General features: G+C 38.9%; 21 protein-coding genes. 3 read left to right on the forward strand and 18 right to left on the reverse strand.

Annotated elements, in window-relative coordinates:
- Positions 1-27 precede the first annotated feature (27 nt).
- Positions 28-2,037 carry a bifunctional tRNA (5-methylaminomethyl-2-thiouridine)(34)-methyltransferase MnmC2/FAD-dependent 5-carboxymethylaminomethyl-2-thiouridine(34) oxidoreductase MnmC1 gene (gene mnmC, locus DPV95_RS00935; RefSeq protein WP_111406463.1) on the forward strand — a complete coding sequence of 670 codons (2,010 nt, stop codon included), beginning with the start codon at positions 28-30 and terminating at the stop codon, positions 2,035-2,037.
- Positions 2,038-2,070: 33 nt separating this feature from the next.
- On the opposite strand, the gene DPV95_RS00940 is transcribed toward mnmC, so the two are convergent.
- Both DPV95_RS00940 and DPV95_RS00945 read right to left on the reverse strand, forming a co-directional pair.
- Positions 2,071-2,745 carry a tetratricopeptide repeat protein gene (locus tag DPV95_RS00940; RefSeq protein ID WP_111328117.1) on the reverse strand — a complete coding sequence of 225 codons (675 nt, stop codon included), beginning with the start codon at positions 2,743-2,745 and terminating at the stop codon, positions 2,071-2,073.
- A 1-nt stretch (position 2,746) separates the two neighbouring features.
- A complete protein-coding gene (locus DPV95_RS00945) occupies positions 2,747-3,463 on the reverse strand; it encodes a YwiC-like family protein (RefSeq protein ID WP_111406464.1) in 717 nt (238 codons plus the stop codon).
- A 111-nt stretch (positions 3,464-3,574) separates the two neighbouring features.
- On the opposite strand from DPV95_RS00945, the gene DPV95_RS00950 reads away from it, so the two are divergent.
- Positions 3,575-3,925 (forward strand): RidA family protein, encoded by a 351-nt coding sequence (locus DPV95_RS00950; protein ID WP_111406465.1) that lies wholly within the window; start codon positions 3,575-3,577, stop codon positions 3,923-3,925.
- Positions 3,926-4,015: 90 nt separating this feature from the next.
- A complete protein-coding gene (locus DPV95_RS00955; protein ID WP_111406466.1) occupies positions 4,016-4,426 on the forward strand; it encodes a Z-ring associated ZapG family protein in 411 nt (136 codons plus the stop codon).
- A 59-nt stretch (positions 4,427-4,485) separates the two neighbouring features.
- On the opposite strand, the gene lolE is transcribed toward DPV95_RS00955, so the two are convergent.
- The 16 genes from lolE to DPV95_RS01035 all read right to left on the reverse strand — a co-directional run bounded on the left by lolE (position 4,486) and on the right by DPV95_RS01035 (position 23,896).
- On the reverse strand, positions 4,486-5,736 hold the full coding sequence (gene lolE, locus DPV95_RS00960; protein WP_111406467.1) for a lipoprotein-releasing ABC transporter permease subunit LolE: 1,251 nt from the start codon (positions 5,734-5,736) through the stop codon (positions 4,486-4,488).
- On the reverse strand, positions 5,736-6,419 hold the full coding sequence (lolD, locus tag DPV95_RS00965) for a lipoprotein-releasing ABC transporter ATP-binding protein LolD (RefSeq protein WP_005695869.1): 684 nt from the start codon (positions 6,417-6,419) through the stop codon (positions 5,736-5,738). Before lolD ends, lolE begins: the two co-directional genes overlap by 1 nt.
- 81 nt (positions 6,420-6,500) lie before the next feature.
- Positions 6,501-7,142 carry a dethiobiotin synthase gene (gene bioD, locus DPV95_RS00970; RefSeq protein ID WP_111406468.1) on the reverse strand — a complete coding sequence of 214 codons (642 nt, stop codon included), beginning with the start codon at positions 7,140-7,142 and terminating at the stop codon, positions 6,501-6,503.
- A gap of 12 nt (positions 7,143-7,154) precedes the next feature.
- The gene (bioC, locus tag DPV95_RS00975) at positions 7,155-7,934 is read right to left on the reverse strand and encodes a malonyl-ACP O-methyltransferase BioC (protein WP_111406469.1); all 780 of its coding nucleotides are present in this window, start codon (positions 7,932-7,934) and stop codon (positions 7,155-7,157) included.
- Positions 7,922-8,569, reverse strand: coding sequence for a DUF452 family protein (locus DPV95_RS00980; protein WP_111406470.1), 648 nt, complete (start codon positions 8,567-8,569; stop codon positions 7,922-7,924). The genes bioC and DPV95_RS00980 overlap by 13 nt, the downstream gene beginning before the upstream one ends.
- An 8-nt stretch (positions 8,570-8,577) precedes the next feature.
- A complete protein-coding gene (bioF, locus tag DPV95_RS00985) occupies positions 8,578-9,720 on the reverse strand; it encodes an 8-amino-7-oxononanoate synthase (protein ID WP_111406471.1) in 1,143 nt (380 codons plus the stop codon).
- Between the two features lie 8 nt (positions 9,721-9,728).
- The gene (bioA, locus tag DPV95_RS00990; protein ID WP_165818919.1) at positions 9,729-11,018 is read right to left on the reverse strand and encodes an adenosylmethionine--8-amino-7-oxononanoate transaminase; all 1,290 of its coding nucleotides are present in this window, start codon (positions 11,016-11,018) and stop codon (positions 9,729-9,731) included.
- A gap of 20 nt (positions 11,019-11,038) precedes the next feature.
- Positions 11,039-12,220: a lipoprotein-releasing ABC transporter permease subunit gene (locus DPV95_RS00995; RefSeq protein ID WP_111406473.1), complete on the reverse strand. Its 1,182-nt coding sequence runs from the start codon at positions 12,218-12,220 to the stop codon at positions 11,039-11,041.
- Positions 12,220-13,167 carry a 2-hydroxyacid dehydrogenase gene (locus tag DPV95_RS01000; protein ID WP_111406474.1) on the reverse strand — a complete coding sequence of 316 codons (948 nt, stop codon included), beginning with the start codon at positions 13,165-13,167 and terminating at the stop codon, positions 12,220-12,222. Before DPV95_RS01000 ends, DPV95_RS00995 begins: the two co-directional genes overlap by 1 nt.
- 66 nt (positions 13,168-13,233) lie before the next feature.
- Positions 13,234-14,088, reverse strand: coding sequence for a 3-deoxy-8-phosphooctulonate synthase (kdsA, locus tag DPV95_RS01005; protein WP_005695859.1), 855 nt, complete (start codon positions 14,086-14,088; stop codon positions 13,234-13,236).
- Between the two features lie 12 nt (positions 14,089-14,100).
- A complete protein-coding gene (locus tag DPV95_RS01010; RefSeq protein ID WP_111406475.1) occupies positions 14,101-14,904 on the reverse strand; it encodes a SirB1 family protein in 804 nt (267 codons plus the stop codon).
- Positions 14,904-15,782 carry a peptide chain release factor N(5)-glutamine methyltransferase gene (gene prmC, locus DPV95_RS01015; protein WP_111406476.1) on the reverse strand — a complete coding sequence of 293 codons (879 nt, stop codon included), beginning with the start codon at positions 15,780-15,782 and terminating at the stop codon, positions 14,904-14,906. Before prmC ends, DPV95_RS01010 begins: the two co-directional genes overlap by 1 nt.
- Entirely contained in the window at positions 15,782-16,864 is a 1,083-nt protein-coding gene (gene prfA / locus DPV95_RS01020) for a peptide chain release factor 1 (protein ID WP_005698533.1), read from the reverse strand. The genes prmC and prfA overlap by 1 nt, the downstream gene beginning before the upstream one ends.
- A 97-nt stretch (positions 16,865-16,961) precedes the next feature.
- Entirely contained in the window at positions 16,962-17,498 is a 537-nt protein-coding gene (locus DPV95_RS01025) for an elongation factor P hydroxylase (protein WP_111406477.1), read from the reverse strand.
- 61 nt (positions 17,499-17,559) lie between these two features.
- Entirely contained in the window at positions 17,560-18,933 is a 1,374-nt protein-coding gene (locus DPV95_RS01030) for a hypothetical protein (protein ID WP_049355567.1), read from the reverse strand.
- Positions 18,926-23,896: an AAA domain-containing protein gene (locus tag DPV95_RS01035; RefSeq protein WP_243583139.1), complete on the reverse strand. Its 4,971-nt coding sequence runs from the start codon at positions 23,894-23,896 to the stop codon at positions 18,926-18,928. The genes DPV95_RS01030 and DPV95_RS01035 overlap by 8 nt, the downstream gene beginning before the upstream one ends.
- Positions 23,897-23,988 lie beyond the last annotated feature (92 nt).

The raw sequence follows: 23,988 nt of genomic DNA on the forward strand, positions 1-23,988 counted from the left end.
TTTGATAAGGCAAAAAAGGGCTAACACATGTTCACCATTCAGCACGCAAAAATTCATTTTAACGAAGAGAATACCCCTGTTTCGGATAAATTCGATGACGTATATTTTTCTAATCAAGATGGTTTAGCAGAAACCCATTATGTGTTTTTAGAAGGTAATCAGTTGTGGGAACGCTGGGTTAATTATCAAGAAGTCCACTTTGTTATTACTGAAACTGGGTTTGGCACTGGATTAAATTTCTTTGCGGTGACCACGCTATTCCGTGAGTTTCGTCAGAAATATCCAGATTCACCTTTAAAACGCCTTTATTTTATCTCTTTTGAAAAATACCCTTTGCCACTCGATGCGTTACAACAAGCCCATATAGCCTACACTCAATTTTCTCACCTTGCTCAGCAGTTACAGCAGCATTGGCTTAATCCCATTCAGGGTTGCTACCGTTTTCATTTTAATGAAACCACGTTAGATCTTTGGTTTGGTGATGTGGCTGAAAATCTGCCACAGCTTGGCGATTATATGAATGATAAAATTGATGCCTGGTTTTTAGATGGTTTTGCCCCGAGTAAAAACCCCGATATGTGGAACGAGCAGCTTTACCAGCAAATGTTTCGTTTTACCAAACCACAAGGCACCTTTGCGACATTTACTGCGGCAAGTGCGGTTAGAAAAGGCTTAGAAAATGCAGGCTTTAATATTACGAAACGAAAAGGCTTTGGTAAAAAGCGAGAATGTCTTTCTGGGCAAAAAACTTACGAAAAACTGACCGCACTTTCAGCACCCTGGTTTCATAGTCAGCCAGCCAATCTAAACAAGCAAGATATTGCCATTATTGGTGGTGGAATTGCTTCGCTTTGTACAGCCATTTCATTGGTTAAACGTGGGGCTAAAATCACAATTTATTGCGAAGATGAGCAAACCGCTCTCAATGCATCCGGCAATAAACAAGGCGCTTTTTATCCGCAACTGAGCGATGATAACGATCGCAATATTCGTTTTTATATTCATGCCTTTGCCTATGGTCATCAATTCCTACAATGGGCAATTCAGCACAAAATCGAATTTGAACATGAGTTCTGTGGTGTCGCGCTTTGTGCTTACAATGAGAAAACAGAAAGTAAATTAAATAAAATCGCTGAGCTGAATTTGCCTTCTGATTTATATCAGTCCTTAAGCCAAACTGAATTAAGCGAAAAAGTAGGTTTACCGTTACCTTTTGGTGGTGGTTTTATTCCTCAAGGCGCTTGGCTTGCCCCTCGTCAGTTAGTTCAGCATGCATTTGCCTTTTTGGAGAAACAAGGCGTCCAGATTAAAACATCACAAAAAGTAACCGCACTTTCTCAAACAAAAAATGGTTGGCAAATCACCACAGCTGAAAATGAAACTTTCTGCCATGAAGTGGTTGTTTTAGCAAATGGGCATAAACTCACGGAATTCGAGCAAACACAAAAACTCCTACTCTATCCTGTCCGCGGACAAGTGAGCCAAATTCCGACATCAGAAAACTTGCTTAAACTCAAAACCGTGTTGTGCTATGACGGCTATCTTACGCCAGCAGATCAAGCAAAAACCAGTCATTGTATTGGCGCAAGTCATGTTCGTGATAATGCGACTCGTGAATTTAGCCTAACTGAACAACAAGAAAACCAACAAAAAATTCAGCAAAATATCCCTGAAGAGTGGACAAAAGAAGTGGATACATCGGGTAACCTTGCTCGAATCGGCGTGCGTTGTTCAGTACGTGATCTCACCCCAATGATGGCGGCTGTTCCTCATTTTTCTGCTCAGCAAACACAATATCAAAATTTGTTTAATTTACGACGCCGTAAACAACCAGTAGAACAAGCTGAAAACTACCCTAACCTCTATTTAATCGGCGCATTAGGCTCACGAGGATTAACCTCTGCGCCACTTTTGGGTGAAACACTGGCTTCCTTAATTTATGGCGAGCCCTTACCAATGAGCGAAGATCTGATTCACAATTTGATGCCAAACCGCAGTTGGGTCAGACGCTGGTTGAAAGGTGCAGAGGTGAAATAAAAAAAGTGCGGTTAAAATCAACCGCACTTTTTCTTAATACAAGCTTAAACGTTGTAATCGCTGTCTGGCGATTTCTTTGATTTCATCCTTTTTCGCCGTATTCATAATTTCCAAATAAAGCAATTTGGCCAAACCAATGTTGACTTGTGTTCCAATCCCTTCTTCATACAAACGAGCTAAACGGAATTTTCCTTCATTACTACCCGCATTTGCGGCCTTTTGAAACCATTCAAAAGCTTTGGTAAATTCTTTCTGATTGGTATATATATCTCCTAATGTAAGCATGGCATCAGGATCTTTTGTCGCACTGGTTTCAAATAATTTAATCGCTTGAGCGGTATCTTGTTTCACATAGTTGTTGCCGTTGAAATACATCACTGCCAAATTATTGATAGCCTTAATGCTGCCTCGCTCAGCAGCTTCGCTAAACCACCAATAAGCCAACTCTTTATTTTCATCCACTCCGCGACCTAAATTATAAAGCATCCCTAAATTACTTTGCGCTTGTAAATTACCTTCCAGCGCAAGAGGATACATAATTTCAAAAACGGCTTTCCAATCTTGTTTCTCAGCCAGTTTTTGTGCCTGATCCATTTTTTGCTGATCCGTCATTTGCGCTTTATCGACCAAATCAATGGTTTTCATGGCAAATACTGAACTGCTTAAGGTGAGCGTGGTGAGGACTAAAAGTTTGGCTAATTTCTTCATCTTATAACGTCGCTATCAATAAAATAATCAAAAAAATGGCGGATGTTCCGAATTCTATTAGACCGACTTGCTTCACGGAAAGTTTCTTGGTGGGTAAATAAATCGCACGAATTAACGCCGGCACAAAAGCAAGTGACAAGACATATTGTTGAGTAAACAAGTAACCAAGCACGCAAAGCACATGAAAAATAATAGAGGCTTTGAGATAAAGCGGATTTTTACGTTCACGCATCATTGATTTGACGTAAAGCGTCGTGCCTATAAAAAAGAGACTTGGATACAGTGCTACCCACCAAATTTTCTCGTCAAAAGTGCGGTCAGAAAAATAATAGGATCCCATGCCTGCAAGTGCAAAAATCGCAATACCCGCTAAATCATTGAGAAGATTGCGTTCATCTTTTTTCTTAGTGTAATAGATACTCACCAATACAAAAGGAAACATGGCGGCAATAAAGAAAAGAATTTGCCAATTATAAAAAATGGCAGGAAGCGCAAATAAAAAAGCTGCAACACCATAGATAACGGTCCACTTTTTATATTCCGCCATATTTTTGCCTTTAAAGAGACTAAGCATTGGGTAACTCAGCAAATACATGGTGAACCAAGCTAAAAGCAAAAAGAAATGCGCCCAAACAGGTGAAGCTAATAACATACCGTAAACAAAAGGCAATAATGCCATCACAATAGCGCCATATTGATTCGAAATCAGGAGTTTCATAGTTCTCTTTAGTTGATAAAAATTCTCAGTTATTTTATCCCACAATTTCTTGATTTACAAAGTCTAAAACCGCCTTTAGAATGGAATTATCTTCATCAAAAAGGAGCCATTATGTCGATTCAACGCATTCAACCAAGCAAACGCTTTTCTGAAGTAGTCATTCATAACAATACTGCCTATTTTGCCGGCCAAGTACCGAAAAAAACAGTTAAAGAAAATGCTTACGAACAAACCAAAGAAGTCCTTTCACTGATCGATAAATTATTGTCAGAAATTGGTTCTGAAAAAAGCAAAATCCTTACCACGCAAATCTTCCTTGCAGATATGGCAGACTATGCTCAACTTAACCAAGCATGGGATGAATGGGTCGATAGCCAAAATCCACCAAGCCGAGCAACGGTAGAAGCAAAACTTGCGGATCCTGATTGGAAAGTTGAAATCGTTATTATTGCAGCCGTGTAAGCACAGCTTTTTCAAAATGTGATCAACCGCAAAGAAAGTTTTTCGGTTTTCCTTTACACTAAACACTGAATTCAAAAGAAGGAGTAATGTATGCAATCATGGATACCAGAAATATGGCAAGCCGCTGTGATTGGGCTTGTGGTTGGCGTAATCTTAGGCTATGTGTTATTACGTTTAACAAAAGGGTCTGTTAAAAAACAAGTTCAAACCGAAGCTGAACTAAAAGAAGTAAAAACACAATTAAGCGATAAACAAGCACAACTTGAAAAACATTTCGCAGAAAGTGCAGAATTATTTAAAACCTTAATTGGTGATTATCAAAAACTGTATCGTCATTACGCGGTTTCCTCTGAAGCTTTACTCGGTAATAAACCTGCCAATAAAGGTTTATTTACTCAACAGCTAGTGACCGCCTCATCAGAAAGTAAATCAGAAGAACCACCACGCGATTATTCCGAAGGTTCATCTGGCTTATTAAAAACAGATAAAGAAAACCAATAATAATTAATGGTTGAACAATAAAAAAATCAGGGATTAAATACTTAATCCCTGATTTTTTATTAATGATTACTCAACACTTGAGCCGGTTGTAACTTCGCGGCTCGACTGGCTGGATAAAGACTGGCGAGTAAACTCAATACCAATGCCGCCACGAGAACTAATACAACATCAAACCAATGTAATTCACTTGGTAAGAAATCAACGAAATAAATGCCATCTGATAACAGTTTCTTTCCGAGTAATGTCTCGACGCCTTGAATAATCGGCGTGAGATTCAGTGCAAGTAAGACACCTAACACAATACCAATCAAACACCCTTTCATCCCTGCAAGCAAACCATACCAAATAAAGATCTGTTTAATAAAGCCATTATTCGCCCCCAGGGTTCGCATAATCGCAATATCACCTTGCTTGTCTTTTACTGCCATAATTAAGGTAGAAACAATATTAAAACATGCTACCCCAATTACAAGCACCATAGCGATATACATCACCGTACGAATAAGCTGAATATCACGATACATATAGCCAAATTTTGCCACCCAGTTTTGGATATAAAGCAGTTGAGGATAATCATTTAGCATCGAATAATCCATGTCTTGTACTTTGAATGGATCATCCACTTTCAATTCAACACCGGTAATTTGATCTTCGCGATACCCCATTAATTCTTGTGCTTGAGGTAATGCCAGTAAGGCATAGCTATGGTCTAACTGACCATCTAAACGTAAAATAGCGGTCACTTGAACACGCTCACGATTAGGTTGCGCCATTTGATCTTCGTCATTTGGTTGAGAGATTAATAACGACACCCAATCGCCCGCTTTAACATCTAATTCTTTGGCAATACCTGAACCCAGCACCAATCCGCCTTCTTCTGCGAATTTTTGCCAGCCATCGCCTTCCACAAACTTACTAAGAGAACTCACTTGATCTTCAGCTTGTTTATCGACCCCTTTCACTTGTACAACTTTAAGTTTATTGCCATTTTCAACTAAGGCAGTAAAACTCACAAAAGGTGAAAGTGCGGTAATTTTTTTGTTCGTTTTTAGACGTTCGGCTAACTTCTGCCAATGATTTAATGTGGGGTCATTACCCTGTGGATTTACTGTAATTTCTACATGCGGCACGACAGCCAAAATGCGCGAGTTTAATTCACGCTCAAACCCATTCATGGCACTTAACCCCACAATCAACACTGCTACACCAAGGGCGATACCAATTGCAGAGAATTTTGAAATTAACGCAACTAAAGGATTTTTCTGCTTACCACGTTGATAACGCCAGCTAATAAAAAATGGCGTATTCATTATACACCTTCCTTCAAAATACCATCTTGCATGACTAAACGACGTGATAATTTTTCAGCAAGCCCCATGTCGTGAGTGACTAATAAAAAAGCGATATTTTGCTCTTGGTTAAGTTGTTGAATGAGTTCAAAAATGCTTTCTGTAGTCTTGTGATCGAGATTCCCTGTGGGCTCATCCGCTAAAACTAATGATGGATTATTCACTAAAGCACGGGCAATCGCGACACGTTGACGTTCACCACCCGAAAGTGCTGATGGACGGTGAGTAATGCGATGACTTAATCCCACCGCACTTAGCATTTTTTCGGCACGATCTTTCGCTTCTGTTTTATTTTGATGACCAATCAACATCGGCATCATCACATTTTCAAGTGCGGTAAAATCCGCCATTAAATGATGGAATTGATACACAAATCCTAAATAACGATTACGCAAAGCAGATAATTCATTAGCCGATGTTTTTTGTAAGGATTGTCCATTAATAAACACTTCCCCGCTACTTGGCTGATCAAGTCCCCCTAAAGTATGCAATAAAGTACTTTTCCCTGAACCTGAGCTTCCTACAATCGCAACCAACTCTGCGGGTTCCATAGAAAAAGAAACACCTTTTAACACTTGCGTTTGATTTTCACCTTCTTGATAAAATTTATTGATATTTTCGCATTTTAATAAATAGTTATTCATTTTTTACTCGTTTTAACCGCACTTTAGCAGCAAATCATCTCATTAAAAACTTGCTCAAGTCTATCACACTTTTCCCTGAGCTTAAATTTCAATGCGCCCAAAGCATTCAAATCCCGTTTCAGGAAAATATTTTTTAAGATAACCCTTTAAATAGCCTTGCGTCTCTTGACTAATGATAGGATCGTATTCTGGATAACCGTTATACATTACGCTTAACACTGATACCCCATGAGAACGACAAGCCTCCAAACTTAATAATGTATGGTTTATGCTACCTAATTTTCCCGATGTCACTAAAATCAAAGGGTAATTGTTTGACTGGATATAATCTAACGTCGTCGCATCGTCACAATAAGGCACCATTAATCCTCCCGCCCCCTCCAACAATACATAATCATATTTTTCTGCCAAAAGTGCGGTGGATTTTTCAATAATTTTTTCATTAATTTCTCGCCCCTCGAGCTTTGCCGCTAAATGAGGAGAACAAGGGTATTCAAAAAGATAAGGACTGGTGTCGCCTTGTAAATCTTCTTCCGTCAAATCAATGCCTTGAATCTTTCGATGTACAAGCAAATCATCAGCAATATTTTTACAGCCTGTTTGAATCATTTTTTGTGTAATAACGGAAAAGCCTTGTTCCATCAACTTTTTAGCATAAATGCCTGTTGCAACCGTTTTACCTACATCGGTATCAATGCCCGATACAAAAATAACCTTGCCCATAAATACGCCTTACTAATTTCCAGCACCAGAATAACGTGCGATAAAAAACAATGGATGATAAGTTAACTGCACTTTACCCGATGGCAACCTAAAAGCCTGTAAGTAATCATCAATAAATTTGTTGAGATTTTTTCTTGTCCAATTTTTCTGGTTAGTCGCTGTTACACCGGTATATTTCAGATGTTTGAGTACATCCAATGGCGTATCAAACTCTAGTATTACATTAACATCGTCATGCCATAAAAGATCAAAATCATTGGCTAACCAATTTTGCCATTGAGATAAATTCGGATAACTTAACCCCACATTCGTCATTTGGCGAATCTCCTTTAAATTATCTTCACCAAAGGTCGTAATCGCCAATAAACCATTAAGTTTCAATCCTGTTTTACAATGGGAAATAAAATTAACAGGATGATGGAACCACTGCACAGCTGATGCACTAGCAATCAAATCAAATTGTCGTTGAAAAGGAAAGTTCTCTGCATCACCACAATAAAAATCAAAAGGTTGAATCAGCTTTTCAGCGAGTAGAGCGCGCACATCGCACAAATCATTAAATAACCAATAATTGGCTGAAATCTGTTTTTGCAACAATGCACTCAACATACCAGACCCGCAACCAAGTTCCAAAACGCTATCTAGTGACCCATTTGGCAAATAGTCTTGCAAATGCATCATTAATTTAATATTCATTTTTTGTTGAATTAACGCATGTTCATCATAGCTATTTAAGGCTTTTTGGAAGGCGTGTTTAATGCGCGATTTATCTACGGAAGTTAATGATTCCATAATGCCGACCAGTGGGTAAATCTTGAAAACACATAATGCTCACCCTCTATTTCCTGAACCGCACAACGCAATACCCAATATTGGTGCTGATTAGCCGGCATAAAAATTTTATCGCGAGAACTAATCCATGCATTTGTCCAGTGAATAAGATCTGTGCGTTTATCCTGCTGAATCATCGCAAAAAGTGCGGTGAGTTCTTGATAAATTTCGTTAAATGGTCGTGCATAAAATTGTTGATAACGTTCAAAAGATACTTTATCACCACAGATTCTACGTTCAAACTTTGAACGAGTATTTTCTGCGAGATTCTCTAGCGTACCTTTAAAAATAATATAAGGAATACCGAAGCTATCATCACAAGGTAAACCTGTTCCATTCACTGCTGTGGCAGATTGTAAGGTGATTCCTTGTAATACTCGCTCTGCCACCCAAACACCCATTGACCATGCCACTACACGAATTTGCTGATAGGCAGAAAAATCAAAATCTAACTTCAAATCTTGATAATCGTAGCAAATTAATAAATCATGATCTGTTGGCAAAATCAAATGAGCCACAGCATCAAGAGGTGTCCCCCAGCCAGCAAAATAAACTATTAAATTCTCACCTTGATGATCATAAAATTTCGTTTTCACATTATTCCTTATAAGCATGCCACAAACTGCTTTACTTCATCTATTGTCATATCTGCCGTCAAAGACAATCGTATTCTGGATGTACCTTTTGGTACTGTCGGTGGTCTAATCGGCAAGCAATAATAACCTTGTTCTTGCAGATCTTTCGCCTTGGTAAGGGTTGCTTCGTTCTCACCTAAAATATAGGGAACAATGCAAGTTTGGCTTGGCATTATTTGCGTTCTATGCTCCACTTCTTGGCGTAAAAATGCACTTAACTGATCAAGATGCGTTCTTTCTTTTGAAAGTTGTGGTAATTGTTCAAAAATAAAATGAGTCCACGCCACATTAAACGGCGGAAGTGCGGTTGAAAAAATCAATGGACGCATTTGATTAATTAAACACTCTTTTAATATTTGATCACAGACGACATAAGCCCCCATTGAAGCTAAGGCTTTGCCAAAAGTGCCAACCAATAAATCTATATCAGCTATCACATTATCTCGTTCGGCAATACCTAATCCGTTTTTACCGTAAACGCCTATTGCATGGGCCTCATCCACATAAAGATAAGTATTGGGAAACTGTTTTTTTAATTGAGCAAGATACTTCAAATCAGCTACATCGCCATCCATACTAAAAACCGATTCCGTCACAATAAAAGTGCGGTCAAATTTTCCGGCATTTTTTTCGAGCAGACTCTTTAGATGTTCATAATCATTATGACGATAACGAAAGAACTCACATTGGCTTAAACGAATGCCATCAATCATGCTGGCATGCACTAATTTATCTGCCAAAATTAAACTTTTTGTTGTCGTCAATACCGGTAAAATACCAAGATTGGCGTGATAGCCACTGTTAAATAATAAAGCGCTTTCTCGTTGGAAACGTTGAGCAATAAGCTGTTCAAGATCGGTATAAACAGGAAAATTTCCCGTTAATAAACGAGACGAAGAACTGGTAAAAGAAGGGAAATTATCGCCATATCGCTGTAAAAAAGACTGGCGCAAATTTTCATTGGATGCCAAACCTAAATAATCATTAGATGACATATTCAGCATTTTGCGATTTTCTCGCGTAATATATCGTCCTTGATGAACTAAGTCTGGAATTGAACGATATTGATTTTGCGCGCTAAGCTTTTCCAGTTGCTGTTTAAAAGCATCCATTTTTCATCCTAATGTTCATATTCCTGCGTTAAAGCCAGAATCATGCCTTCCGTTAATTTCTGAAGTTCATCATCTTTAATCACAAATGGAGGCATCACATAAACCAATTTTCCGAAAGGTCGAATCCAAACACCTTGTTCCACAAAACGTGGGACTAAAGTTTTCATATTTACCGCACTTGTCATTTCAACCACCCCAATCGCCCCTAATACGCGAACGTCTTTGACGTAATCTTTTTCAGCTAAAGGCGAAAGCTGTTGTTTTAAGGAAGACTCAATTCGATGAATATTTTGCTGCCAAGGGCTTTCCAATAATAAATGGATAGATTCTGCCGCAATCGCACAAGCCAATGGATTTGCCATAAAAGTGGGGCCGTGCATAAAGCATTTAGCCTCACCGCGACAAATAGTTTGTGCAATTTCAGTAGTCGTAATGGTTGCCGATAAAGTTAAATAACCACCCGTTAAGGCTTTACCGATACACATAATATCTGGCGAAATCCCAGCATGCTCAGCTGCAAATAATTTCCCTGTACGGCCAAAACCCGTGGCAATTTCATCAAAAATTAGCAATACACCATATTGCTTACAAAGCGCTTGCGCTTTCACTAAATAAATTGGTGAATAAAAATACATACCACCCGCACCTTGCACAATAGGTTCTAAAATAAGTGCGGCGATTTCGCTACCTTTTTTCTTAAGTAAATCAGCTAAAGGTTCCATCACACAATCATTCCAAGATTCATTAAATGGAATGTTGGGTTGAGGAAGAAAATATTGTACAGGCAGACTATGATGAAATAAATGATGCATACCCGTGGTTGGATCACACACTGACATCGCATTCCAAGTATCACCATGATAACCAGAACGAATGGTGGCGAATTTTTGCCGTTGTACTTCCCCTTTAGCGTGCTGATATTGAATAGCCATTTTCATCGCTACTTCCACAGCAACAGAACCACTATCAGCAAAAAAGATCTTATCTAATCCATTTGGTAAAATTTGTACCAATAATTGAGCTAATTCCACCGCGGGTTCATGAGTAAAACCGCCAAACATAATATGGCTCATTTTTGCCAACTGATTCTGTGCAGCCGCATTTAAACGAGGATGATTATAACCATGCAACGCCGCCCACCAAGAAGACATGCCATCAATCAAACGACGACCATCTCTTAAGGTTATTATCACTCCATCAGCACGCTCTACCGCATAAAGCGGCATATCAGAAGAAACTGAAGAATAAGGATGCCAAATATGTTGTGTATCAAAAGCTAAAAGTGATTGTTCATCCATCATTCATTTACCATTAAAACTTACTCGTATCTCAAGGCATCTGCAGGTTCTACTTTCGCCGCCCGATAAGCGGGGTAAAGTGTAGAAAGTAAAGAAAGCAACAAGGAAAATCCAATGACAAACATCATTTGAATAAAGGACAATTCTGTCGGCAAGAAAACACCGTTAGGATTGACCGCACTTAAAATTGCCCCAAGGTTTAAGGTAATTAATACGCCCAGTACAGCACCAATCAATGTGCCCACTAGTCCAACCAATAAACCTTGATAAATAAAGATCGAACGTACTTGGGATTTAGTGACACCTTGCGTTTGCAAAATAGCGATTTCTCCTTGTTTATCCACCACCATTAAACTTAATGAGGTCACAATATTGGAAATCGCAACAACAATAATTAGGCTAATCAACAAGCCCATCATATTTTTTTCCATACGAACTGCTTGGAAAAACTCCCCTTTTTGGACACGCCAATCGCTGATATGACTCTCTTTAAAATAACTCGGCAATTCTGTGATTTGGAAAGGATCATCCAGAAATAAACGATAGCCTTGAGCCTCACCTGGTTGAATACGCATTAGGCGACCAATATCCGCTAAATTAGCAAAAACCTCATAGCCTGACGCTTCGCCATAATCATAGTAAATCTCACTCACAGTAAATAAACGCTGCATCGGTACACGACCAAATGGCGTATATTGGCTATTTTCAGTAATCATTAAGCGAACTTTATCGCCCACTGCTAAACCTAATTTTTGAGCCAGATTATCACCAATGATCAACTTAAACTCACCTTGCGGTAAAAGTTGATTAAATTGGCTAGGATCGAAACCTTCCAGTAAAGGATCATCTGAAAAAGACTGAATACCAATTACTTGTCCTGCACTCACGCCTTTTGATGTTTGAAACACAACATTTGTCGTATTAATTGGCACGGCTTTTTGCACAAAGTGCGGCGTATTTTCAAGCATTTTTTCTGCTGAAATAGGCGTTTCTTGGCTAACAATCGCGTGTGGAATGCTCGAAAGCACCTGCTGTTTTTGATAGCCTTCTAATCCATTCATGACAGAAAGCACAATAATCAACGCCATCACACCTAATACGATGCCAAAGCTTGCCAAATTAGCAACAAGTCGCCCAAAACGATCAGCGCTTTTAGCGCGCCAATATCGCAGAGCGACATATAAAGAAATAGGTAAATTCATTATTTTTGATTTAATTGTTGAACGAAATCTTCAATATTTTGCGTCACTTTTTTCGTTAGCGTGGTTACCGCACTATCACTCGCCCAAGCAATATGCGGGGTGATAATTAAATTCGGCATCGTTTTCGCTAATTCAATCAGTGGATTGTTTTTCTCTGGCGGTTCTTTAACTAACACATCTAATGCGGCACCACCTAACTGCCCTGATTTTAATGCGTCACAAACTGCTTGCTCGTCAATCAATGGACCACGACCAGTATTGATTAAATACGCACCTTTTTTACAAAGTGACAAGGTTTCTTGATTGATTAAATTTTTAGTTGTTTCAGTCAATGCACAATGCAATGTCAGAATATCGGCCTGTTTTAGCACCTCTTCAAAAGGTGTGTAACCTTCACGACAAGTTGTGGCATTTCGATGTTCAGCATAAAGGACTTTCATGCCTAAAAGCTCCGCTAAACGTCCTACTTCTGTGCCTAAACAGCCTTTTCCAAACACGCCTAACGTTGAACCTTTAACATCTGTAATGGGATAATCAAAATAACAGAATTGTTTACTCTCAGTCCATTTGCCGGTGATTTGATCGCGTTGCCAGCCAGCCAAGCTGTGTTTTAACGCAAAAATCATGCCCAACACATGCTCTGGTACCGTCGTGGCAGAATAACCTGTCACATTTTTAACTGCCACACCCAATTCTTTTGCTGCGTCTAAATCCACGTTATTGGTGCCCGTTGCGGTGATAGCAATTAATTTTAATTTAGGTAATTGTTGCAACACCTCACGGCTTAAAATCACTTTACTGGTGATAATAATATCCGCGTCTTTGGCTCGCTCAATGGTTTGATCTGCGGAAGTATATTCATACTCTACCCAGTTATGCGGAAAGCTTGGACGAGGAATAGGAATATGTTTCGGAATTGCCGTGCTGTCTAAAAATACGATATTCATTGTTTTCTCCTTTTACAGAACAAAAGTGCGGTCAAAAACAACGCTGTTTTCAACCGCACTTCTCTATTAGATAGACGTATCCAATTCAGGGAAAGATTTCACTAAATCATCAATGGCTTTCATCTGTGAAACAAAACCTTCTAATGCCGAAAGTGGCAATGCAGAAGGGCCATCACATTTTGCCTGATTTGGATTTGGGTGAGCTTCTAAGAATAAGCCTGCAATGCCAATTGCTAAACCAGAACGGGCTAATTCAGTCACTTGTTCACGACGACCGCCTGAAGCAGCACCAAACGGATCACGACATTGTAATGAATGGGTCACGTCAAAAATAACTGGACTACCTTTAGATACTTTTTTCATTACGCCAAAACCTAACATATCTACCACTAAATTATCGTAACCGAAGTTTGAACCACGATCACAAAGGATAATTTTATCGTTACCACATTCTTCAAACTTATCTACAATGTTCCCCATTTGACCTGGGCTTAAGAATTGTGGTTTTTTCACGTTAATTACCGCACCGGTTTTTGCCATGGCTTCGACTAAATCAGTTTGACGAGCTAAGAATGCTGGTAACTGAATCACATCCACCACATCGGCAACAGGCTGACATTGATAGATTTCGTGCACATCGGTAATTACTTTCACGCCAAAGGTTTCTTTTATCTCTTGGAAAATTTTTAAACCTTCTTCCATACCTGGACCACGGTAAGAATGAATTGAAGAACGGTTAGCTTTATCGAAAGATGCCTTAAAAACATAAGGAACGCCCAACTTTTCAGTCACTTTCACGTAAGCTTCACAAACTTGCATCGCCATATCGCGACTTTCAAGCACATTCATCCCGCCGAAAAGCACAAAGGGTTTGTCATTTGCGACATCAATATTGCCAATTTTTACAATTTTATTTTGCATAATATTTCCTTTTTAATGGATGGCATTGGCATCTTTCAATGCTTCGCCTTTCAGTTCTAAAAGTTGAGTTTTTAACAGAGAAGAAGTGGGATCATTTGGACATTGATCCACAAAATATTCTAAATCCTCAATGGCTGAAGGATAAGCGCCCATTTGCGCCAACACTAAGCCACGATCGCGAATATCATAAGGATCTTTTCTTCCCGCTAACAAGAATTGGATATAATTAAAAGCCAAATCGTTTTGCTCTTCACGAATTAAGGCATTCTTGGCGAGCTGACGGAAACGTGCGGTCAGCATCGGAATATCTGCTCGGGCTAAATCCTCTGGTTGAATTTGAGCCCCAAAACCAAAGGCGCCTTCATAGAGTTTTTTCAATTCATCCACTGAAATATATTTTCCGCTCCAAGGATCAATAAATGCTACTTCACCCTCTACTTCTGCACGTAAAATCAGTTGGGTCGGGAAATTCACGGGATAAATCGGTAATTTTAAACTTGCAGCTAAATAAAGTATTAAGGCGCCAAGGCTCACCGGCATGCCTTCACGCTCTTCTAAAACATACGGAAGGTACAAATTGCGGGCATAGAAATAATTGTCCGCATCGCAATGAAAGCCCCAGTCACCGTAAAATAGCTGTAATAATTGATGAATTTTAGCTTTATCATCCCATTCTTCTGGAATAGCTTGGCGAGCTCTACGCACTAAGCTACCTACAAGCCCTCTTATACGAGGCTCATCAAGTTGCTCTTTCTCACAAATGCTCAAATAAAAATGAGTCAGTTCAGCATATAAGGCTTTTTGATCGTATTTCATTACTGCTTCCAATATCCCAACGTTACGCGCTCATTGTCGCCATAATCCCGTATGGTTGCAACCCCTTGCCAATGATTTTGCCAGAAAATTGACCGCACTTCTTCGCCCTGTTTCCAGCCGTGCTCTAACAATAAATAGCCGTTATCTTTTAAATATCTTGGTGACTGCTCAATAAGATGACGTAAATCAGCTAAACCATTTTCACCCGCCACCAACGCCGAACGAGGCTCGAAACGCACATCACCTTGAGAAAGGTGTTCATCAGTTTCATCAATATAAGGCGGATTACTGACGATAATATCAAACTGCCCTTCAACATGTTCAAACCAACGACTCTGCAAGAATTGCACATCAAGCTGATTTTTTTCTGCATTGGATTGCGCTAATTTGACGACATCTGGCATTAAATCAACACCAATAACATCCAATTGAATATGCTTTTTTTGACAAATAGGAAAAAGCTCAGAAGCCAACGCCAACGCAATAGCACCCGTGCCTGTGCCAAGATCAAGAATACGAAAGTGAGGTGGATTTTCTTCCAGTTTTTCTAACGCAATTTGCAATGCTTTTTCTACGAGAATTTCGGTATCAGGGCGAGGAATCAATGTTCCTTCAGATACATTTAAAGGCAAGGACCAGAATTCTTTTTCACCGAGGATATAAGCGATAGGTTCGCCTTTTAAACGACGATCTAAAAGTGCGGTCAATTTTAACCGCACTTTTTCATCAATTTCCGTCTCATCGAAAGCTAAAATTTGCGTTCTCGATTTGCCCGTTGCGTGTTGCAGTAGCACTAACGCATCAACTTTGCCATTCTCTGGCGGATTTACCTGATTTAAGGCTTGCACAGCATCGGCAAGCCATTGTTGATAGGTCATTAATTACTCTCAGATAACGCCGCTAATTGATCTGCCTGATATTCAGTGATAATCGGCTGAATAAGCTCGTCAATTTTGCCGTTCATCACTTCATCTAAGCGATAGAGCGTTAAGTTGATACGGTGATCTGTTACACGACCTTGTGGGTAGTTATAAGTACGAATTTTATCGGAACGGTCGCCTGAACCTAATAAGTTACGGCGGGTATCTGCTTGCTCTGCGGCTTGACGTTCTTGCTCCGCTTGAACAATACGTGAAGCCAATACAGACATCGCTTTAGCTTTATTTTTATGTTGTGAACGCTCATCCTGACATTCCACCACAATACCTGTTGGAATATGGGTAATACGTACCGCTGAGTCTGTGGTATTAACGTGCTGACCGCCTGCACCAGATGAACGGTAGGTGTCAATACGTAAATCTGCTGGATTGATTTCAGGCATTTCAGATTCAGGTAATTCAGGCATAACGGCAACAGTACAAGCAGAAGTATGAATACGACCTTGGCTTTCTGTTTTTGGTACACGTTGTACACGGTGGCCACCTGATTCAAATTTTAACTGACCATACACGCCATCACCGCTTACTTTCACGATCACTTCTTTATAACCGCCCTGCTCGCTTTCATTTGCGCTGAGCATTTCAACACGCCAGCGTTTACTTTCAGCATAACGGCTGTACATACGGAATAAATCGCCGGCAAAGATGCCCGCTTCATCACCGCCTGTTCCCGCACGAATTTCTAAATAACAGTTATATTCATCATTTGGATCTTTCGGTAATAAAAGAATTTGAAGTTGTTGCTCCACTTCTTCAATTTCGGCTTTGGATTCTTCAATTTCCATTTCGGCCATTTCTTTCATTTCAGGATCATCTAACATCAATTCTGCTTCAGCAATGTTAGAATTAAGCTGATTCCAACGATTAAAACATTTCACCACATCTTCAAGTTGTGAATATTCTTTAGAATACGCACGGAATTTATCCTGATCCGAAATTACCGACGCATCGCCTAGCAATGCCTCTAATTCTTCATAACGTTCTTTTAAACTTTCAAGTTTTGCAATAATAGAATCTTTCATATTTTTATAAAGTTAAAGCCAAAAATAAAATCGGCCTATTTTAGCCGATTTTAAGAAAAATTGACAGACGCAAAATTTGCCTAAAAATGACCGCACTTTAGATGCGAGTAACATCAAATTTCGCTAAATCAATTCGATCTTCTGTGCCATAAAATTGAGCCAAGGCATGACGCAAGGTTTCGGCACGTTTTGGTAAGCCTTTTTCTGCATAGGTTTTTACTTGTTCATATACCGCTTGCTTAAATGGTTGCGTATCGCCTGGATTACCATTCAAATTATCCGCACTGGCAAAATAACGAAATCCCGCCGCAGTGGCTAAAATCCATTCCAATGCTTGAGGCTTCACTTCCACCTTTTCAAAATCACGCTGACGATCTTCTGAACGCCCATCCGGCTCATACCAATAGCCAAAATCTTCTAATTTACGGCGTTCTTTCCCCGCCACTAACCAATGGGCAATTTCATGTAATGCACTGCTGTAAAAGCCTCGCGCAAAATAAATCGCGTTATAAGGCACTTCATCATTTACGGGTAAATAAATCGGTTCATCACCGCCTTTAACCAATCGAGTATTATATTCTTCTTCAAAACATTGATTAAAAATCGCAATGATGTCCTCAAGTTTATGTTCCATGCTTTCTCCAAATAAAGCGGTTGTTCATAATTATTATAAAAAAATGTTATTAATGTAATAGTCAAGTATGAAGTAACCCAAAATCCTTAGTTCTATCTTCATTATATTCAAATAATGGCGACTTAAGATAATTCTCTACCAAACTAATAATACTTTTTATTGTATTTTTTTGTGTGGTCATAAATCCAATAGGCAATGTAACAGGATAAGTCGATAGTTTGGTATGGTAACAAACCACAGCAAATTGATCTTCTAGAAATAGAATTTCAGTATTTCCATTTAAAAAACCTTCACAGAATCCATAAAGTTCTTTATCTGATATACCCCTAAACTGATTTAGCCATTCTTGTTTTTCATGGCGATTTCGTTCGGAAGGCAAAGGTAGGTATAAACGGAAATCATAGCCATTTTTTTGTTTATCTATTAGATTTTGAATTTTGTCATGAATTTTCCGTTGTTTTCCCCAGTAAATATCGCTTGGAGCCAACCAATAGAGTTTTTTAGATGATTTTTTGTTTAATTTATCTAAAATTTTATTGATTTGTTGGAACAAGGTTTCTTGATGATAAATTTGCCCTAGAAAATACAAGCCATTTTGTTGTTCATGCTTCTGATAAACTTTTAAATATTCGTTAAAGTCCAATGTTCCGCCGAATAGCACTTTCAAAGTATCGTCATCACTAATTTCTGCCATACTATTACGCAGTTCACGCAAATTATCATGATGACCAAATCGCTCCAGTTGTGCAGTAATGGCTTGCTGAATATTTTCTTGGTGAGTAACTGTCGGTACATCATGGCGTTCTTTAGCTTCGCCTGTTTCAGGCAGCAATTCAAATTGTTGCGTAAAACGGAAATAATCAGGCACGCCTTTGAGTTCAATAGCATCAATTTTATACAAAGAAATATCTTTCTCATCTAAATTGATGATGTCATCTTCCATTAGCTGCCGAAAGCGATTTTGAAATGTTTTTCGTGCAATTTCACTACTTTCTGATAACACTTTCGATTCGACAACTAACTCTATGGCTTGCTGGCGATTTTTATCACAGTCGTTTTTTTTCAGAAAATTACTATCTAATAATTCCATACGATATTCACCACCACATTCTTTTAAAGTGGGAATGTGGGGAGAGTCTTGGCTGTCTTGAAACAGTCTCTGCCCTTCTGCCGATAATGCAATCAAGCCGTCATCCTGCCAAATAATCCATTTATGTTGTTCCAAATCAGCGAGGGCAACTTCGGTTTCGTATTGGTTAAATCCTAAATATTGGGCAATTTGTGCAGGTTTGCATGGCGTGATTTTTAATAAGCGAAGCAAATATTCTCTCACAAATGCCACGCCTTTATCGCTCATATAGGAAAACACAATGCGAAAACGCGGAGCCTTAACCACAAAATCAATTTGATTGTAAGTTATGTTTTGTTTACTCATTTTTCGCTCCGTTTTTTAATATCTTAATTGCGTAATCTTGCGGATTATTTTGCTTTTGTATAAAACGTAAAACTTTTGCCAATGGAGTTTTGCTGTTTTTTGGGTGTTCCCACATGGTTTTTGCTCCAACAATAATAAGTTTATCCATAGCTCGAGATAGGGCTACGTTAATACGGTTTGGTAGATGCAAAAAGCCTGTGCTACATGCTTTATCATGACGAGTTAACGACAAAATAATCACGCGGTTTTCTTTTCCTTGATAACTATCCACGCTGTCTATTTTAACTAAACGGTGGAAATTATCGTTCCAACTGTTTTGATTAAACAAATCGCGAATCAGTTTTTTCTGTGCGCCATACATACAGATTACGCCGATAGCTTGTTCATTTCTTGCCAAACAATTTCGTATTATTTCACTGTTTATAAAAGTTTTGTCATTCTGAAAACTTTGCAGCAAGCTAATAATTTCTTTGGCTTCGGCACGATTGAATAAACTACCTTTTTTTTCTTCTTTATGATACGCATTCGGTAGTGAAGTCGTATCCAACCACGTTACGCAAGATTTGAGTTTTTCAGGTAACTTAGAATAAATATTTGGCACATCATTAGCGGTTTTGCCGTTTTCCAAAACATTTTCATAAAAACATTCTGATACCAAACTGCCAATTGCTGGAGCCATACGGTATTGTGTTTTGAGTGTGGCGCAAGTTTGCTTTCCATATTCGGATAGGAAAACGCGTTCAAAATCACTCCCTAATGCTTGGTCTAATTCCTCACCGCGCTTGGAAATCCCTAATCGGCGGGCAAGTGCGTTTTTATGCTCTTCTGAATACAAAGGCGGTAGTTGTTTATGGTCACCTACAAGCAAAATACGCGTACCAGACTGCATGGCAATCGCCAATTCACTGGAAATAGAACGTGCGGCTTCGTCCACAATCACCCAGTCATAAAGATTATCGGCAATGCCGATATGGCGTTGTCCGATACCTACGCAAGTGCCAATCACAAGCTGACGGGAACGAGCCAAAAATTCATCATAATTGGTGCGTTCGTTGGATAGGGCTTCCAGCATATCTTGGGTTAAATCAATCAGTTTACCTGCTTGGATATTTTCAATCGGCTGAATATTATGTTTATGATCCAATTCACTGATAAATTTCGGCAGAATCTCGTCAATTTCAAGCAATTCACGCAACCCCATTTCTTGGGCTTGTTCTTTAATGCTTTTTTCTAATTTTTTGCGTAAGCGTTTTTCATCTTCATCAATGTTTTCATTTTTTGATGAATTGACAATTTTTTGATAACGGCGGATCTGTATGCCAATATCAAACGCTAATTCGGCTCGCTCGCGCAAATATCTTTCAGGCAGGCTCATGCTACGACCAAGCTGACAGATATTGCTAATCTTGTTTACATTTAACTGAGCTCTTTTTTGCCCGACCAAATTGGGTGAAAAGACATCTTCCAATATTTCGGAATCGGCAATTTCGCGATTACTAAACCGCACCAGTTGCAAGTCTGTTCCCAAACGCTGACAGTGTTTACGGATACGTTCGGCAGCAGTATTGACTGCTTCATGTGATTGGCTGACCAGTAGAATATTCCGCACCTTTTGCACATCAAATAAATAATGTACAAATGCGGCAATAAATTCTGTTTTCCCTGTTCCCGGCGGACCTTGTAATAAAGATAATGGTCCATTGGCAATCAAACGTTGAAAGGCAATACGTTGTGCTTCATTAAGGCTTACATTTTTTTCAGGCTGGTCATAGCGTTTAAATTCTTCATCGCTGACATGAATCTCATATTTTTCAGACGGCAAGTTGCAATGTTCATCAAAATAATGCACTAGATTTTCCACCGCACTTTCACCGTCTAAAATACGTTGTAATGCGTTTTTTCGACGGGTATAAGAAGCCTTGTTCTGTTTACTTTGCAAATAAATAGGCGTATCTGCTTGAATATTATTTGCATAATTGGTCAAACTTTTGGATTTGATGTGTAATTCATTCAATTGACTTTTAGCAATATCTACCACACCATATTTAAAGGTTCTTTCTCCATCTTCACTTTTCCCAATAGCTTCAACAACTTCATCCCGTTTGAATTGATCTAGTGGACTGATTTCACCATCATAGGGAATATAACAGCCCCCATTTTCTGTTTTTTGCAATGCTTCGCTGGCAGTAATAGAAGGTAAAGCTTCGGTTTCAGTCTCTAAAATTGCCTGCCAAAGTTTTTGAATACTAGGGCGTTGTTCGATAACCGGCACTACAATTTCAGCATCAACAATCTCAGTTTCAGAAACTTCAAATTTTTCAATATGTCCTTCTTCGGGTTGTTTGGAAATATGTTTAGTAATAAATTGGTTGATAGTATGGATAAACTGCTCGTTAGTTTTTAGTGAATGGTTTAATGAAGCCATTTCACTATAAGAACCATAAGTGATATTTAAGCCCAGCGTTAGGCTCATTACACTATTATCTCTATCTCGCTTGCTAATGTAATCACGGCTAATCGGAGCTAACGCATGAGTAAATTGTTTATCTTCTACTGAATAAAATGCTTTTAATACACCGCCAAAACCGATAAATTGCACCAGTACATCACCTTGCTTGCTCTTTTCAAATTGAACAAACAATTCACCATTTTCAGGATGAATTTCAATCGATGGAAAAGGTTCGCGCCCGCCCACTGTAATATCAATAATTGGCGTAGCCGGTTTGGGATTGAGAGCCTCTTTAAAACGTGCCAATGAAATAAACGCAGTTTGGCTATCTGAACATTCTTGCTGTACGGCTTTGGAAATATCAGCAAAACTTTCAGACGGCCTATTCCATTCAACACCCAATAATTCGCACGCCATTTTCATCACGGCAAAATTATCGCGTTGTTTCTCGGTAGGATGATCGAATTCCGGCGAATATTCGGTATTGAACTGGCTTTGCCCACTTGGCGAAAAATCCAATATATCCAAAATATGCAGTTGAACAGAATCATCTTCAATCGTTACCAGCACATTGTCAGGTTTCAAATCACCATGCGTGAAACCCAAACTGTGCAAATGCTCAATATTTTGAATAAATTGATGGATAAGAGCCTGTTTTTGTTTATCCAATAAATCAAGTTTGCAAATATCTTGCCAAGTATGCCCGTCAATAAAATCACTCACCGCAAACAGACAACCTGATTTTTTTGCAATACCGAATTCTCGGATTTTCGGTACATAATCAGGCGACAAATTTGCCAGTTTTGCCATATTTTCCAACCAATTCAAAACCACTCTGGCTTTTGAATTATCGGTTTGCGGGTCTGCGTTCAGCCATACTTTAACCAACAAACCATTGGAACGGTAAACTTCTTTCTCACTGGTTTCTAAAATAAAATTATCATCTTCACGATAAGCACGGGAATGGTTGATGTCATGTGTGAATGGCGCTAATTTTGTAAAATCAAATGAAAAATCCACCGCCTGTTCAGGTTTGGCTTGATTAAATTTATCTAAAAAATCCACCGCACTTTTAAAAGGTATATCAGACAATGCCTCACGCAAAATTTCAGCATACCATGCGGTTTCATTTGCTAATTTATTTTTCATTTCATCAAGACTGACTTGTGAAATGCGCTTAGCCTGAATGATATGCCATGCTAAAACTGCCAAAGAACGTAGGTCATATTGGTATGGTGTGAGTTTGATGCCGTCAGAAAGTGGAAAATGAGATTTTGCCAAATCGCCGGAGACTTCCAAAATCTCACGAATGTCGCCAACCGTTTCTTCAGATGAAAAATAGGCGGTTGCAAACCCCGATAGCGTAATTTTGTCATCTGCCGACAGCCAAATGCTGTGATTGCCCAAATCACGATGAGCAATACCGATTTTGTGTAACTGGGCAAATTTATCCAACAATAATTGCACTAATCCCAAACGGCGTTCCGTACTTAAATTTTCACCATTGCATCCGCCGACAAATTGGTCAAAACGTTTCTGTTGTGGAAACAGCTCAAATAAATCAATATGTTCCGCAGTGATTTCACCTTTTTGCGGCGGGGTAGATTTGTAATTCAAGCAAGCGTGATACAAGTCTTTATTTTTTAATTTAATATGGTGCAATACATCGTATTCACGGCTGACTAGGCGATAACGCCCGTCAGGTGTTTGAGCTTCAGAGCGGTTGATTTTAGTGAAATCCCAACGGCGTAATAAGGCTTGGTCTTGGTGCTTTTTATTTTCGGTTTGGGCAAGATATTCTTGATAAATATGTTTTGGGTGAGAAAAAATAGGCGTGTCTTCTGCATAATATCCGTCAATGCTGATATTTTTCGGTTTAATGGTATTACTGCCAAAGATTTTTTTATCAAACAATTCAAAATCCTGGTTTAAAGTTTTGCTATCAGGATGTGGACGGAAGCGTGCGTTAAATTGTTTTTCATCTTTTAATTGCAAAAAATCAGCTAATGTTACAACGTGCAATTTTTCATTGTCCGGTAGTTGGCTAAAATCTGCATTGCCCGTCATTACAATCAAAAAATGGATCTGCGGACGAAAGCCTTTATTGGTAAATTGTTGTTTGAATTGATCCAATTTCTTTTCCAGCATAAATTGTTTGCTTCGAGTAATAGAAACAGGAGAACGCCCCATATTTTTATCGTTCAAATACCATTTATCTTGACGGCAAATAATTGTTCCATTCCAATGTTTCAATTCAATAATCAGTACATTGCAATGGGTAACAATAACTAAATCAAACTCACCTTCTTTACGTTCTTTCACATCAGCAAAACGAAAGCCCGAGTATCCTTTCCAAGGAAAAATTGATTTGAGGGATTTTAATGTGTCAAATCCCTGTCCTTTTACTTTCTTGTTATTTTCAGAAGCTTGAAAAGCCTGTTTGATTTTTTCAATGGCCTCAACCTCATGTTGAGTTAAACCTCCGCCCCAATCTTGTACTTCCATTATCGCCATAACTATTACCCTATTAGCATGATTAAATACTGTTATTTTAACATGTTATAGATTTTCTTGATATATAAGACTTATATAGAATCCTTACACAA

It is taken from the genome of Haemophilus parainfluenzae, assembly GCF_003252755.1.
GTDB classification, from domain to species: Bacteria; Pseudomonadota; Gammaproteobacteria; order Enterobacterales; family Pasteurellaceae; genus Haemophilus_D; species Haemophilus_D parainfluenzae_N.

Excerpts from the sequence above, each read along its gene's own strand:
- DPV95_RS00945 (WP_111406464.1), bottom strand. The coding sequence starts at position 3,463 with ATGAAACTCCTGATTTCGAATCAATATGGCGCTATTGTGATGGCATTA.
- prmC (WP_111406476.1), bottom strand. The coding sequence starts at position 15,782 with ATGACCTATCAACAATGGCTTGCCGATGCTGTGCAAGCCTTAAATCAG.
- bioF (WP_111406471.1), bottom strand. The coding sequence starts at position 9,720 with ATGGATGCTTTTAAACAGCAACTGGAAAAGCTTAGCGCGCAAAATCAA.
- lolE (WP_111406467.1), bottom strand. The coding sequence starts at position 5,736 with ATGAATACGCCATTTTTTATTAGCTGGCGTTATCAACGTGGTAAGCAG.
- DPV95_RS00940 (WP_111328117.1), bottom strand. The coding sequence starts at position 2,745 with ATGAAGAAATTAGCCAAACTTTTAGTCCTCACCACGCTCACCTTAAGC.
- kdsA (WP_005695859.1), bottom strand. The coding sequence starts at position 14,088 with ATGCAAAATAAAATTGTAAAAATTGGCAATATTGATGTCGCAAATGAC.
- DPV95_RS00955 (WP_111406466.1), top strand. The coding sequence starts at position 4,016 with ATGCAATCATGGATACCAGAAATATGGCAAGCCGCTGTGATTGGGCTT.
- DPV95_RS01035 (WP_243583139.1), bottom strand. The coding sequence starts at position 23,896 with ATGGCGATAATGGAAGTACAAGATTGGGGCGGAGGTTTAACTCAACAT.
- bioC (WP_111406469.1), bottom strand. The coding sequence starts at position 7,934 with ATGGAATCATTAACTTCCGTAGATAAATCGCGCATTAAACACGCCTTC.
- DPV95_RS01030 (WP_049355567.1), bottom strand. The coding sequence starts at position 18,933 with ATGAGTAAACAAAACATAACTTACAATCAAATTGATTTTGTGGTTAAG.
- DPV95_RS00995 (WP_111406473.1), bottom strand. The coding sequence starts at position 12,220 with ATGAATTTACCTATTTCTTTATATGTCGCTCTGCGATATTGGCGCGCT.
- DPV95_RS01025 (WP_111406477.1), bottom strand. The coding sequence starts at position 17,498 with ATGGAACATAAACTTGAGGACATCATTGCGATTTTTAATCAATGTTTT.
- DPV95_RS00950 (WP_111406465.1), top strand. The coding sequence starts at position 3,575 with ATGTCGATTCAACGCATTCAACCAAGCAAACGCTTTTCTGAAGTAGTC.
- bioA (WP_165818919.1), bottom strand. The coding sequence starts at position 11,018 with ATGGATGAACAATCACTTTTAGCTTTTGATACACAACATATTTGGCAT.
- lolD (WP_005695869.1), bottom strand. The coding sequence starts at position 6,419 with ATGAATAACTATTTATTAAAATGCGAAAATATCAATAAATTTTATCAA.
- mnmC (WP_111406463.1), top strand. The coding sequence starts at position 28 with ATGTTCACCATTCAGCACGCAAAAATTCATTTTAACGAAGAGAATACC.
- prfA (WP_005698533.1), bottom strand. The coding sequence starts at position 16,864 with ATGAAAGATTCTATTATTGCAAAACTTGAAAGTTTAAAAGAACGTTAT.
- DPV95_RS01000 (WP_111406474.1), bottom strand. The coding sequence starts at position 13,167 with ATGAATATCGTATTTTTAGACAGCACGGCAATTCCGAAACATATTCCT.
- bioD (WP_111406468.1), bottom strand. The coding sequence starts at position 7,142 with ATGGGCAAGGTTATTTTTGTATCGGGCATTGATACCGATGTAGGTAAA.
- DPV95_RS01010 (WP_111406475.1), bottom strand. The coding sequence starts at position 14,904 with ATGAAATACGATCAAAAAGCCTTATATGCTGAACTGACTCATTTTTAT.